15 protein-coding genes, 1 tRNA gene and 1 pseudogene are annotated in these 12,592 nt (G+C 72.3%); 13 read left to right on the top strand and 4 right to left on the bottom strand.

What is annotated here, in order from left to right; all coding sequences use genetic code 11:
• The first annotated feature begins 274 nt into the window (after positions 1 to 274).
• Positions 275 to 433 carry a hypothetical protein gene (locus LWJ43_RS15630; RefSeq protein WP_277332855.1) on the top strand — a complete coding sequence of 53 codons (159 nt, stop codon included), beginning with the start codon at positions 275 to 277 and terminating at the stop codon, positions 431 to 433.
• 31 nt (positions 434 to 464) lie between these two features.
• Here the strand turns inward: LWJ43_RS15630 and LWJ43_RS15635 are convergent, their stop codons facing one another.
• The gene (locus LWJ43_RS15635; protein ID WP_277332856.1) at positions 465 to 1,214 is read right to left on the bottom strand and encodes a cobalt-precorrin-6A reductase; all 750 of its coding nucleotides are present in this window, start codon (positions 1,212 to 1,214) and stop codon (positions 465 to 467) included.
• 15 nt (positions 1,215 to 1,229) lie between these two features.
• Between LWJ43_RS15635 and LWJ43_RS15640 the strand changes: the two genes are divergently transcribed.
• Positions 1,230 to 2,348 carry a cobalt-precorrin-5B (C(1))-methyltransferase gene (locus tag LWJ43_RS15640; RefSeq protein ID WP_277332857.1) on the top strand — a complete coding sequence of 373 codons (1,119 nt, stop codon included), beginning with the start codon at positions 1,230 to 1,232 and terminating at the stop codon, positions 2,346 to 2,348.
• A gap of 37 nt (positions 2,349 to 2,385) precedes the next feature.
• Here LWJ43_RS15640 and cobM read toward each other — a convergent pair whose 3' ends face one another.
• On the bottom strand, positions 2,386 to 3,135 hold the full coding sequence (gene cobM / locus LWJ43_RS15645) for a precorrin-4 C(11)-methyltransferase (RefSeq protein WP_277332858.1): 750 nt from the start codon (positions 3,133 to 3,135) through the stop codon (positions 2,386 to 2,388).
• Entirely contained in the window at positions 3,132 to 4,403 is a 1,272-nt protein-coding gene (gene cbiE / locus LWJ43_RS15650; RefSeq protein ID WP_277332859.1) for a precorrin-6y C5,15-methyltransferase (decarboxylating) subunit CbiE, read from the bottom strand. Before cbiE ends, cobM begins: the two co-directional genes overlap by 4 nt.
• A 181-nt stretch (positions 4,404 to 4,584) precedes the next feature.
• Between cbiE and LWJ43_RS15655 the strand changes: the two genes are divergently transcribed.
• The 6 genes and pseudogenes from LWJ43_RS15655 (at position 4,585) to LWJ43_RS15680 (ending at position 9,224) form a co-directional block, all read left to right on the top strand.
• Positions 4,585 to 5,013 carry a YciI family protein gene (locus LWJ43_RS15655; RefSeq protein ID WP_277332860.1) on the top strand — a complete coding sequence of 143 codons (429 nt, stop codon included), beginning with the start codon at positions 4,585 to 4,587 and terminating at the stop codon, positions 5,011 to 5,013.
• Positions 5,014 to 5,051: 38 nt separating this feature from the next.
• Positions 5,052 to 5,514, top strand: a pseudogene (locus LWJ43_RS15660) (sigma factor); the annotation flags it as partial.
• A gap of 195 nt (positions 5,515 to 5,709) precedes the next feature.
• Entirely contained in the window at positions 5,710 to 6,321 is a 612-nt protein-coding gene (locus LWJ43_RS15665; RefSeq protein WP_277335897.1) for an HhH-GPD-type base excision DNA repair protein, read from the top strand.
• A 56-nt stretch (positions 6,322 to 6,377) separates the two neighbouring features.
• Positions 6,378 to 7,925, top strand: coding sequence for a M20/M25/M40 family metallo-hydrolase (locus tag LWJ43_RS15670; protein WP_277332861.1), 1,548 nt, complete (start codon positions 6,378 to 6,380; stop codon positions 7,923 to 7,925).
• Positions 7,926 to 8,189: 264 nt separating this feature from the next.
• Positions 8,190 to 8,486 (top strand): type II toxin-antitoxin system VapB family antitoxin, encoded by a 297-nt coding sequence (locus LWJ43_RS15675; protein ID WP_014155093.1) that lies wholly within the window; start codon positions 8,190 to 8,192, stop codon positions 8,484 to 8,486.
• A gap of 141 nt (positions 8,487 to 8,627) precedes the next feature.
• The gene (locus LWJ43_RS15680; RefSeq protein ID WP_277335898.1) at positions 8,628 to 9,224 is read left to right on the top strand and encodes a LytR C-terminal domain-containing protein; all 597 of its coding nucleotides are present in this window, start codon (positions 8,628 to 8,630) and stop codon (positions 9,222 to 9,224) included.
• A gap of 69 nt (positions 9,225 to 9,293) precedes the next feature.
• Here the strand turns inward: LWJ43_RS15680 and upp are convergent, their stop codons facing one another.
• Entirely contained in the window at positions 9,294 to 9,929 is a 636-nt protein-coding gene (gene upp, locus LWJ43_RS15685) for a uracil phosphoribosyltransferase (protein ID WP_277332862.1), read from the bottom strand.
• Between the two features lie 115 nt (positions 9,930 to 10,044).
• On the opposite strand from upp, the gene LWJ43_RS15690 reads away from it, so the two are divergent.
• From LWJ43_RS15690 to LWJ43_RS15710, 5 genes are all read left to right on the top strand, one after another.
• Positions 10,045 to 10,281, top strand: coding sequence for a hypothetical protein (locus tag LWJ43_RS15690; protein ID WP_030123136.1), 237 nt, complete (start codon positions 10,045 to 10,047; stop codon positions 10,279 to 10,281).
• A 216-nt stretch (positions 10,282 to 10,497) separates the two neighbouring features.
• A complete protein-coding gene (locus tag LWJ43_RS15695) occupies positions 10,498 to 11,070 on the top strand; it encodes a tRNA adenosine deaminase-associated protein (RefSeq protein ID WP_277332863.1) in 573 nt (190 codons plus the stop codon).
• An 81-nt stretch (positions 11,071 to 11,151) separates the two neighbouring features.
• Positions 11,152 to 11,580 (top strand): tRNA adenosine(34) deaminase TadA, encoded by a 429-nt coding sequence (gene tadA, locus LWJ43_RS15700; protein WP_277332864.1) that lies wholly within the window; start codon positions 11,152 to 11,154, stop codon positions 11,578 to 11,580.
• A gap of 68 nt (positions 11,581 to 11,648) precedes the next feature.
• A tRNA-Ser gene (locus LWJ43_RS15705) sits at positions 11,649 to 11,733 on the top strand.
• 118 nt (positions 11,734 to 11,851) lie between these two features.
• On the top strand, positions 11,852 to 12,499 hold the full coding sequence (locus LWJ43_RS15710) for a TetR/AcrR family transcriptional regulator (protein WP_277332865.1): 648 nt from the start codon (positions 11,852 to 11,854) through the stop codon (positions 12,497 to 12,499).
• Positions 12,500 to 12,592 lie beyond the last annotated feature (93 nt).

The following is a 12,592-nucleotide window of genomic DNA, read 5'->3' on the forward strand; positions in this document are numbered from 1 at the left end:
GGATGTACGGACGACGCTAATCCCGACCACTGACAGTCCGGTGTCCCAGCGGTGGACGGCTGACCACGCCCACCGGAGTCCCCGTCCGTGCCGGGATGTCCGCCATGTCTGACGCCCTGATCGCGCACTGGGCTCCGGCCCGATCGCGGAGGCGTACGAACGCTTCCGGCCCGGATACTCCGCGGAACTCGTCGACAGGGTTCTGGAGTATGCGGATCAGACCGTCCGGACGGCCCTCGAGATCGGCGCCGGGACGGGCAAGGCCACCCGGCTGTTGGCCGGACGGGGGATCGAGGTCACCGCGACCGAGCCGGCACGGGAGCAGGTGCTCGGGCAGATCATGAGGGTTCTGCCCGAGGCGATCGAGGTCACGGCCGACGTCACCGTCCACCTCGCCCGCCGGGTCCACGAGCGGCCTCGTCCCGGCCGGTGAGAACCGGTGCCGACCGGGCCCTCCCGACGGTTCAGCCGCCCGTAAGGGTCCGCAGCAGGGCGAGTGCTTCCTCCGGCGTCCCAGCCACCGGAACGCCCGGCGGGACCGGAGGACGTCCGACCACGACCACGGGGATCCCCGCCTCGCGGGCGGCTGTCAACTTGGGTGCGGTCGCATCACCGCCACTGTCCTTCGTGACGAGGACGTCGACACGGTGCCGCCGGATCAGCTCCCGCTCGCCCTCCAGCGAGAACGGGCCCCGGTCGAGCAGGACCTCCATCCGCGCGGGACGCGGGGCCTCGGGGGCGTCCACCGAGCGCATCAGGAACCACAGCGCGTCCAGGGCGGCGAACGCCGCCAGGCCCATGCGCCCGGTGGTGAGGAAGACGCGCGACCCCAGCCCGGGCAGCAGCTCCGCCGCACCCTCGAGGGAGTCGGTGAGGTGCCACCGGTCGCCTTCCACGGGCACCCAGCCGGGCCGCCGGAGAGCCAGCAGGGGAACATGGACAGCGGCGGCGGCCGAGGCCGCGTTGAAACTGATCGTTCCGGCGAAGGGATGGGTGGCGTCGATGACCGCATCCACATGGTGTGCGCGGAGCCACCCGGCCATGCCCTCGGCACCACCGAAGCCGCCGACACGCACCTCGCCGGGCGGCAGCTTCGGCCGGGCGACGCGACCGGCGAGCGAGCTGGTCACCCGGAACCCGTCCAGGGCCGCCAGGGACTCCGCCAGCCGGCGTGCCTCCGTCGTACCGCCGAGGACGAGTACGTGCAGGGGCATCCGATCGGTCCATCCATGAGCAGTGAGGCGCAGGGCGGGCGCGCCGCCCAACTCAAGCACACCGGTCTGCGGCCGGGATGGACGACCGGGGCCTGCGCGACGGCGGCGACCACGGCCGCGTACACCGCGCTGCTGACCGGCGAGTTCCCCGACCCGGTGACCATCACCCTGCCCAAGGGCCAGACCCCCGCCTTCGCCCTCGCGGTGGAAGAGCTCGGCGAGGGGCAGGCCTCGGCAGGCGTGGTCAAGGACGCGGGCGACGATCCCGACGTCACCCACGGCGCCCTGGTGCGGTCCACCGTACGGCTGCTGCCCGCGGGGTCCGGGGTGGTGTTCCGGGCGGGGTCCGGCGTCGGAACGGTGACGCTTCCCGGGCTGCCGCTGGAGGTCGGGGAGCCCGCGATCAACCCCGTCCCCCGGCAGATGATGCGGGACCACATCGCGCGGGTGGCGGCGGAACACGGTGGCACCGGCGACGTCGAGATCACGGTCTCGGTGGACGACGGTGAGGAGATCGCACGTTTCACGTGGAACATTCGCCTGGGCATCCTGGGCGGAATCTCGATCCTGGGCACCACGGGCATCGTGGTGCCGTACTCCTGCTCGGCCTGGATCGACTCGATCCGCCGCGGGGTTGATGTGGCCCTCGCGGCCGGACACCGCCATGTCGCGGGGTGCACGGGCTCGACCTCGGAGAAGACGGTCGTGGCGGAGTACGGGCTGCCTGAGATCGCCCTGCTGGACATGGGGGACTTCGCGGGCGCGGTGCTGAAATACGTGCGCCGGCACCCGGTGGAGCGGCTGACCATCTGCGGCGGCTTCGCCAAGCTGTCCAAGCTGGCCGCCGGTCATCTGGACCTGCACTCGGGCCGTTCCCAGGTCGACAAGCCGTTCCTGGCTCGACTGGCACGTCAGGGGGGCGCCGGCGAGACGCTGGCGGCCGAGATCGAGGTCGCCAACACCGGGCTCGCGGCACTGCAGTTGTGCATGGCGGCCGGCGTACCACTCGGCGACCTCGTGGCGGCCGCGGCCCGGGACGAGGCGCTGTCGGTGCTGCGGGGAGCTCCGGTGGCGGTGGACGTCATCTGCATCGACCGGGCGGGCGCCGTCGTGGGGCGCAGCGAGGCGCGCTGAGCGGAAGGCGGGGCGGCACCCCGTCCCGCCTCGCCCGTCAGCAGGTGTGGCGGTCCCGCTCCGGGGAGTACAGATGGCTGTCGCGGAACTGCTCCGCGCCCAGGGTCCGGCCGACCATGATCACCGCTGTCCGGATCACCTCCGCCGACTTCACCTGCTCGGCGATGGAGTCCAGGGTGCCGCGCAGGATGATCTCGTCCGGGCGCGAGGCCATGGCGACCACGGCGGCGGGGCAGTCGGCCCCGTAGTGCGGCAGCAGCTCGTCGACCACCCGGTCCACGTACCGCGCGGCGAGGTGCAGCACGATCAGGGCGCCACTGCGGCCCAGCGTGGCCAGGTCCTCGCCCTCGGGCATCGCCGTGGCCCGCTGGGCGATCCGGGTGAGGATCACGGTCTGGCCGACCGTGGGCACCGTCAACTCCCGCTTGAGCGCCGCGGCCGCAGCGGCGAATGCGGGTACCCCGGGCACCACCTCGTAAGGCACGCCCGCCTCGTCGAGCCGGCGCATCTGCTCGTTCACGGCGCTGAAGACCGAAGGGTCACCGGAGTGCAGCCGGGCGACGTCGTGGCCCTCGCCGTGGGCCCGCACCAGCTCGGCGGTGATCTGGTCGATGTCCAGCAGGGCCGTGTCCACGAGCCGGGCGTCCGGCGGGCATTCGGCGAGCAGTTCACGGGGCACCAGACTGCCCGCGTACAGACAGACCGGACTGGCGGCGAGGACGCGGGCGCCGCGCACCGTGATCAGGTCGGCGGCGCCGGGGCCCGCCCCGATGAAGTACACGGTCATCTGTCGTCTCCTGGAGCGTGCGAGGTTTTCTGTACGGACCACTGGGTGACGGGCATGGCCTGACGCCAGCCGGTGAACCCGCCGACGGGTACGGCGTGGGCCACCGCGAGGCGGACCAGATCACCGCCGAGCCGCCGGTACCACTCGGTGAGCAGCGCCTCCGACTCCAGGGTGACCGTGTTGGCGACGAGACGTCCGCCCGCGGGCAGCGCCTCCCAGCAGGCGTCGAGCAGCCCCGGTGCGGTCAGACCGCCTCCGATGAACACGGCATCGGGTACGGGCAGTCCGGCGAGGGCGTCCGGTGCGCGGCCGGTGACCACCTGCAGCCCGGGGACGCCGAGCCGGTCCGCGTTGCGGGCGATGCGGCGTGCCCGTTCGGGATCGCGTTCCACGGTGACGGCGCGGCAGGACGGGTGGGTCCGCATCCACTCCGCCGCGATCGAACCGGAACCGCCGCCGACGTCCCACAGGAGCTCCCCCGGTGCCGGCGCGAGCACACCGAGCGTGGCCGCCCGGACATGGCGCTTGGTGAGCTGGCCGTCGTGCTCGTACGCCTCGTCGGGCAGCCCGGGTACGGCGCCCAGGCGCAAGGCGTCCGGGGCGCTCCGGCAGTCCACCGCGATGATGTTGAGCGGGTCGCCGGGCTGATGCGCCCAGGCGTCGGCGGTGCCGTCCAGGCAGTCCTCGTCCGTGCCGCCGAGCTGTTCGAGCACTCGCATCCGGCTGGGCCCGAAGCCGTGGTCCCGCAGCACGGCGGCCACCGCGGCGGGTGTGGTCGCGTCCGCGGACAGCACCAGCAGCCGACGCCCGTGGTGCAGCGCTCCGGCCAGCCGGGCCGTGGGACGGCCGACGAGGGTGACGGTCGAGGTGTCCTCCACCGGCCAGCCGAGCCGGGCGCAGGCGTACGACACCGAGGACGGGTGTGGCAGCACGCGGAGCGCGCCGGGGCCCAACTCCTCGGTGAGCGCCCGGCCGATGCCGTAGAACATGGGGTCGCCGCTGGCCAGCACGGCGGTCCGGCTCCCCGCGTGATCGGCGAGCAGACCGCGTACGGCGGGCCGCAGAGGTGAGGGCCAGGACACGCGCCGGCCCACGCACTCCGGCGGGAGCAGCCCCAGCTGGCGCTCACCACCGATCAGGACCTCGGCGTCCAGGAGCACCGCGCGCGCGGTCTCCGGCAGGCCCGCCCAGCCGTCGGCACCGATCCCCACAACGCTCACGGCGGACGCGGGCACGGGGACGGCGGGCAGGGGTGATGCGGGGGACACGGCCGGCACCTCGGGGTTGGTCGGACAACGCAGCCGAACTCTACGGGGGCCGCTTCCCGGCCTGCGCGGCGGAGTGATTTCGGAAATCCTCCCGCGTGGTGTCGAGAACCCGCCACGGGCTTCGACGTCCCCTGTGGAAGTCGCCCACGAGGGGCGGCGAGCAGGAGCCGAGGAGGGAACCATGAAGTACCTCGTGATGGTCCAGGGTTCGCAGGCCGACTACGCGGCCATGAGCGGCGAGTCGTCCGACGGGAGCCCGGTCTGGAGCAAGAAGGACATGCAGGAGATGTTCGCCTTCATGGAGGGCATCAACAACGAGCTGGCCGAGTCCGGCGAGATGGTCGACGCCAACGGCCTGGTCGAGCCCGCCAGGACCCGCGCGGTGCTGGCGGGCACCGACGGCCGCCCCGTGATCACGGACGGTCCCTACGGGGAGACGAAGGAGCAACTCGCCGGGTACTGGGTGCTCGACTGCGAGAGTCTGGAGAGGGTCACCGAGATCGCCGCACGCGTCGCCCGGTGTCCGCAGCCCGAGGGCGCGCCCGTCTACCCGGTGCTGATCCGGCCGATCGACGAGGGCGACTGCGAGCCCGCGGGCGCCCCCGAGTAGGACGCGGGTCCTCCCCGGCACGGGTGAGAGGGGGACGTGTGAACGGCGGGCCGACCGGAATCGAGGATCTGCCGCGCCACCACGCGCCGCGGGTCCTCGGCACGCTCGTGCGTCGCTACGGCCACCTCGACGCGGCGGAGGACGCCGTGCAGGAGGCGCTGCTAGCCGCGTCCCCGCAGTGGCCGGCCGGACAATCCACGCGGCCGGCGCATCCGGACCGCTTCCAGGCGGCTGACGGACCAACTGCGCAGGGACACCGCACGGCAGCGTCGCGAGGAGAGGGCCGCCGCCCTCACCCCCGTGACGCGTTCACGGCCCCGCCGCCGGGGGAGAGCCGCGCACCGGCCGCCGACGACACGCTCACCCCGCTCTTCCTCTGCTGCCCCCCGAGCTGTCCCCCGCCGCGCAGATCGCGCTGCCCCTGCGCGCGGTCGGCGGTCTGACGACGGCCGAGATCGCCCGGCTCATCTCGTGCCCGAGGCGACCATGGGGATGGGGGTCCCCCCCTGGACGAGGCCGGGGAGGCTGCGCGCTCCGCCTGCCGGCAGGCGGCGGATCACACGCTCAGCGCACCCGAGGCCCGCTATCCGCGGACGCGGGCCGACCGGCTCCCGCCGCGGCCCGCCGGGTGGGCGGGAGACCGCACGGAGTCGCACCGAGTCGCCGATCCCGGACACTCTCGCGATCATCGGATGCATGACCAAGAGTGACAACGGCAAGGCCCGCAGCGTACGGATCGCCCAGGAGCCCGCCGCCGACGAACTGCTGGGCCGCAGCCCGCTGGCCTCTCTCGTCGGCATGCTGCTGGACCAGCAGGTCCCCATGGAATGGGCGTTCACCGGCCCGTTCACGCTGGCGCGGCGCATGGGGTCGGACGATCTGGACGCCCGGAAGATCGCCGCGTACGACCCGGACGCCTTCACCGCGCTGTTCACCGACAAGCCGGCCCTCCACCGGTATCCGGGTTCCATGGCCAAGCGCGTGCAGCAGCTCTGCCAGTACCTGGTGGCGGAGTACGACGGGCGGGCCGAAGCCGTCTGGGAGGACGCCTCCACCGGGGCGGAGCTGCTGCGACGGCTCCACGCACTGCCCGGCTTCGGCGCCCAGAAGGCCCAGATCTTCCTGGCCCTGCTGGGCAAGCAGTTCGACGTGCGCCCGACGGGCTGGCGGGAGGCCGCCGGGGCGTACGGCGAAGAGGGCTCGCACCGCTCGGTCGCCGACATCACCGGCCCCGACTCGCTCGCCGAGGTCCGGGCGTACAAGCAGCAGGCCAAGGCGGCGGCCAGGGCGGCGTCCCGGTCCGCGTGACCGCGCCGGCCGGCCGCAGGCCCTCCTCCACCAGCGTTCGCCCCGGAAGGACACCCGTGTACGCGACCTGTCGCAGAGCCGTGGCCGTCGTCGCCACCACCGCTCTGGCAACACCGCTCCTCCTCGCCGCGTCCCCGGACCACGGACAGGCGCCGCCCGACCCCGGCCGGGACGCCGCCGAGTTCTCACGGCAGCTGGTCGACCGCTCGTCCGCCGACGACGCCCACCGGCACCTGGAACGGTTCCAGGCCATGGCCGACGCGGCGGACGGCCACCGCGCGGCCGGCTCGCCCGGGTACGACGCCTCGGCCGCGTACGTCCAGCGGCTGCTCCGGAAGGCCGGTTACCGGGTCGAACAGCAGGCGTTCGACTTCGTCTACACCGAGACCCTCGCCGAGAAGCTCTCCGTGGTCTCCCCCACACCCCGCGAGGTCTCGATCAGCGCGATGACGTACACCGCCTCCACCGGGGAGGGCGGCATCACGGCGCCCCTCGCCGCCGTCCCCGCCGACGACACCACGGGCTGCGAGGCGGCCGACTACGCACCGGACGGCTTCACCGGCAGGATCGCCCTGATCAAGCGGGGCGGCTGCTCCTTCGCACAGAAACAGGCGGCGGCAGCGGCGGCGGGCGCGACCGGCGCGGTGATCTGGAACAACACCGACGGGGCCCTGTCCGGCACCCTGGGCGACGCCGGGTCGGGGAAGATCCCCACCGGCGGAGTCACCCAGGACGAAGGGAAGAAGCTCGTGGCGGACCTCGCGAAGGGCGAGGTGAAGGTCTCCCTGGAGATCCGCGAGTCCCGCGAGGAGCGCACCACCCACAACGTCGTCGCCGAGACACCCGGCGGGGCCGCCGCGAGGACGGTCATGCTCGGGGCGCACCTCGACTCCGTCACCGACGGTCCCGGCATCAACGACAACGGGTCCGGGTCCGCCGGTTTGCTCGAAGTCGCCCTGAAGCTGGCCCAGTCCGGCCGCACGCCCGTCAACAAGGTGCGGTTCGCCTGGTGGTCGGCGGAGGAGAACGGTCTGCTCGGCTCGGAGGCGTATCTCGCGGGGCTCCCGGCGGCACAGCGCGAGAGGATCGCGCTCTATCTCAACTTCGACATGATCGCCTCCCCGAACGGCGCGCAGTTCGTCCTCGACGGCGACGACTCGGACGGTGAGGGCGAAGGGCCGGGCCCCGACGGATCCGACCGGCTCGAGCGCGACATCAACGCCTTCCTCGACGGCGAGGGCAAGCCGCACACCGGCACGGACTTCACCGGGCGCTCCGACTACGGGCCGTTCATCGAGACGGGGATCCCGTCCGGCGGCACGGACACGGGCGCCGAGGGCGTCAAGACGGCAGCCCAGGCCGAGACGTACGGCGGAAAGGCCGGCGTCGCGTACGACCCCTGCTACCACGCGGCGTGCGACGACCTGGGCAACATCGGCATGGGGCACTTCGACACCAACATCGATGTGATCGCCCACCTGGCGGGCACCTACGCCTTCGACCTGGGCTCCTTGCCCCGCCGCGCCCCGACGGCGTCCGCCGCGGGCGAGCCCCGCGGCGGCGGCGTCCCTCGCAGGGGGCACACCCACGGCGTCACCGAGTAGCGCACCGCGCGTCCCCGTACTCCGCGGGCGGTCCGCGGAGTACGGGGGGGGGCCGGCCACGCCACGCCCGTGGGACGGCCCACCGGCGCGCCACCCGGCCGCAACCGGGAGGCTGCCGCACGGCAATCCGGTGCACCCTCACAAACATGCCTCACAAACATGACAGACCGTGCGGCGCTTCATGCTGATTCATACGGATTTGCGGGGCATCACAGTCCTGTTGCCCGGCTGCGCCCGGAGCCCCTTGCCCGGTAGGCTTTCCGTGTGATCTTCAAGCGCATCGGAAATGGTCGGCCATATCCCGACCACGGCCGGGAAAGCACCCGACAGTGGGCGGATGTCGCGCCGCGTCCGGTCCGCCTGGACCAGCTGGTGACCACCAAGGGCCAGCTCGACCTCGAGACCCTGCTCGCCGAGGACTCGACGTTCTACGGCGACCTGTTCGCGCACGTCGTGAAGTGGCAGGGCGACCTCTACCTCGAGGACGGGCTGCACCGTGCCGTGCGGGCCGCACTGCAGCAGCGCCAGGTGCTGCACGCACGCGTGCTCGAAATGGGCTGACCCCGCCACTCCCACCCGTGGAGCATTTCGGGCCTTTCGGGTGCTTTTATGCTCGTACGGGTGCCATAGGTTGATCGTTTAGTAGGCATCATCACCAGGTCGCACTACGCTGCGCCCATGAGCATGCTGACCCCTCCCGGCATGGGCGGAAAGTACCGCATCACGGGTAACACGTATCCCCGCATGCGCCGGCCCCGCCATCGCCGCAAGCTGGCCCTCTCGGCGACCGCCGCCGTGGTGGCCCTCGGGCTGGCCGGCTGGGGCACACTCCAGATCGTCGACGTCTTCACCGGCGGCAACAAGCAGGCCAACGCGGCGGACCGCCCGAAGGCCTGCCCCTCCCCGAGCGCCTCGGCGGCCGCGAAGGTACTCCCGAAGCCGGCCACCATCAAGGTCAACATCTACAACGCGACGCCCCGCAGCGGGCTGGCCAAGGCCGCCGCCGACGAGCTGAAGAAGCGCGGCTTCGCGATCGGCAAGGTGGACAACGCCCCGGCCGCGTACGACAAGAAGGTGCCCGGCACCGGGATGCTGCTCGGCGGCCCGGCGGCCATGAACGGCTCCTTCCCGGTGCTCGCCACACAGCTGCCGGGGGCCGCGCAGAAGACGGACGCGCGCAGGACGGCGGACGTCGATCTGATCATCGGTACGAAGTTCAAGGCGTTCAGCACCCCCGCGGCGGCGGCGACGGCACTCACGGCCCTGACGAAGCCCGCCCCGGCACCGTCCTCCTGCTGAAGCCGCAGGACGGGCGCGGGGCGGCTGGACCGGTCCGGGACCTCCCGGGCCGGACGGGGAACAGCAGGGTCAGTCGGCGGTGCCGTACATCCGGTCACCGGCGTCGCCGAGTCCCGGCACGATGTAGCCGTTCTCGTTGAGCCGCTCGTCCACCGAGGCGGTGACGACCGTGACCGGCGTGCCCTCCAGCTCGCGCTCCATGACCTCGACGCCCTCGGGCGCCGCGAGAAGCACGACCGCGGTGACGTCGTCCGCACCACGCTTGATCAGCTCGCGGATGGCCGCGACGAGCGTGCCGCCGGTGGCCAGCATCGGGTCCAGGACGTAGACCTGACGGCCGGAGAGGTCCTCGGGCATCCGCGTGGCGTACGTCTCCGCCTGGAGCGTCTCCTCGTTGCGGATCATGCCCAGGAAGCCGACCTCGGCGGTCGGGAGCAGCCGCACCATGCCGTCCAGCATGCCGAGCCCGGCACGCAGGATCGGGACGACCAGAGGGCGCGGATGCGACAGCTTCACACCGGTCGTGGGCGTCACCGGGGTCTCGATGTCGACCTGCTCGGTCCGCACATCCCTGGTGGCCTCGTACGCGAGGAGGGTGACCAGTTCGTCGGCGAGCCGCCGGAAGGTCGGGGAGTCGGTGCGCTTGTCGCGCAGTGTGGTGAGTTTGTGCGCCACCAGCGGGTGGTCGACGACGTGGATCCGCATGCCGTCAACAGTAACCGGGGCCCGGACAGGCTTCCCGCCAGTCTGCACTGGCATCAAGCACGCGTTCGGAGGGAAGGTGGGTCCATACGGACCCAGGCTTGGGGTGGTGTGTGGATTGCCCGACGGGGAGCAGCGGAATCAGAGGCAGGCCGGGCGCGACGCGCGCGACCTGCCCGACGCTCCGGACGATGTGCCGGACGCGCAGGAGAGTGAAGCGGCGCGCCGGAGGCGCAGGGCGCAGTTCCTCCGTGAGCTCCACGAGGCGAAGCAGTTGCGCGATCGCGTCCAGCCGCGCCGGGCCCGGGCGGCCCGTATGCGCCAACAGATGCGGATGCGTACGTTCCGCTGGTGAGGGCGGCCCCCGGGTGGCCGGACGGTCCGCCGGAGGAGCCGCTGGAGCGCGGACGGTCGACGCGCACTCGGGTAACTGATGCCGACGCAACGGTCGAAGAGGTCTCGCATCGCGCTCGTTTCTGCCACGATGCCGATTGGGCGGGGCCCAGAGCAGCCGGACCACCGACTGCCCTCCCGTCGGACCGATTCGCCTAAGACCAGTGGGAGAATCACGGTGTACTTCGCCGCACTGCTCGCGCGCACCGAAGACGGGTGGGAAGCGAGCGACACGGAGCTCGACGATGTGGAAACCCTGTCCGATCTGACGGATCTGGCCCGCGAGGCCTCGGTGGACGAGGACACGGTCCTGGTCTACATCGAGCAGGAGGACGCCTGGTTCGGCGTCGTCCGGGTGGACGGTGAGGAGGACCCCCGTATCTACGTCTCGGACGCGTCCGCCGCCGCCCGCTCCTCGTACGGGGAGATCCTGCTCACCGATGAACTGCTCGGCCGCGAACCGGGTGCCGAGGACGAGATCGCCGCACTCGAGGAGCTCGTCGACCTCGACGGCACGGAGGACGGCGAGCCGGACGAGTCCCCGTCCGATACCGGCGGCGCCGGTGACGCCGTCAGCGAACCCGACCTGGATCACGACCCCGACGCCGTGCCGGCGGGGCCGCTCGGAGATCTCGGGGTCCTCGCCGACCTCGGGCTGTCCGAGAAGGATCTGCTGACCCTGCGCACCGACGCACTGGTGGAGATCGCGGACGCGCTCGGGGCATCCGAGGTCCTGGAGGCCGTCCGTTAGGGTCCGCGGGTGAACGCTCCACCACCCACACCCTCCTCACCGCCTCCCCCCGATCCCGTCCGGGACCCGTGGCAGGCACCCATGCGCCGAGCCCTGGACGAGGCCGCGCAGGCGGCGTCGGCCGGCGATGTGCCGGTCGGCGCCGTCGTGCTGGGCCCGGACGGTGCCCTCCTCGCCACCGGCCACAACGAGCGCGAGGCGTCCCACGACCCGACGGCCCACGCCGAGGTGCTCGCCCTGCGCCGGGCGTCCGCCGCCCTCGGCTCCTGGCGGCTGACCGGCTGCACCCTGGTCGTCACCCTGGAGCCCTGCACGATGTGCGCGGGCGCGCTCGTCCAGTCCCGGGTCGCCCGGGTGGTCTACGGGGCGCGGGACGAGAAGGCCGGGGCGGCGGGTTCGCTCTGGGACGTCGTACGCGACCGCAGGCTGAACCACCGGCCCGAGGTGGTCCACGGCGTCCTGGAGGACCACTGCGCGGACCTGCTGACGGCGTTCTTCCGAGACCGCTGAGGGCGCCGGCGACCGCCGCCGGGAATCGGATTTCGAACCAGGGCCCGGCATGGTCTAAGCTCTCTCTCGGTAGCGTGTCCGAGCGGCCGAAGGAGCTCGCCTCGAAAGCGAGTGTGGGGAAACTCACCGAGGGTTCAAATCCCTCCGCTACCGCAGCGAGATGAAGGGACCGACCCGTCAGGGTCGGTCCCTTCACTGCGTTCCGGGGCGGATTTACGGGCCTGCGCCGCCCGCCGCAAATAATTTTGCAGGATGTGCATCTTTGCCTACTATGCACGTTGTGGCGAAGACGACGACATCCGTACCCGGGCTGCGGGAGCGCAAGAAGCAGGCCACGCGCAGGGCGATCGCCGAGGCGGCCGTGAGGCTCGCCGCCGAGCACGGGGTCGAGAACGTCACCGTCGAGGCCATCAGCGAGGCCGCCGGCGTCTCACCCCGGACGTTCTTCAACTACTTCCCGAGCCATGACGACGCGTTCGTCCTGGTCGACGACGAGGTGGGCGAGCGGATCAGGGAGTCCGTGCGCCGCGCCCCCGCCGACCGGCCGCCGCTCGACGTCGTACGCGAGGCCCTCGTCACCGAACTCGACGGGTTCGAGGGCCGCCAGGAGCTCTGGGCCCTCCAGTCCAAGGTGCTCCAGCGGTCACCGCACCTCATCCACCGCGGTCTGAAGGCCCACGTGGCCGAGGAACGGGCGCTGGCCGTCGCCATCACCGACTGGCTCGACGCCACCCGCCCCGGCACCCAGGAGCCGGCCGACGCCGGCGTCTTCCCGCGCCTCCTCGCCGCCGTCTGCCAGACCTCCCTGCGGGTCGCCATCGAGCACTGGTGCGACCACCCCGGCGAGAACGTACTCGCGGACACCTTCCAGGAGGTCTTCGCGCAGCTGGCGCAGGGCCTGCCCCGGCCGCCGGCGTAGGCGTCCGGCCTCCGGTGAACGCTCCGCGCACCACCGATCCTGCTCTGACCCAGAACCCAAGAAGGACACCGTGACCGCAACCGAGGCGCCTGA

Source organism: Streptomyces sp. JH34 (genome assembly GCF_029428875.1).
Classification (GTDB): domain Bacteria; phylum Actinomycetota; class Actinomycetes; order Streptomycetales; family Streptomycetaceae; genus Streptomyces.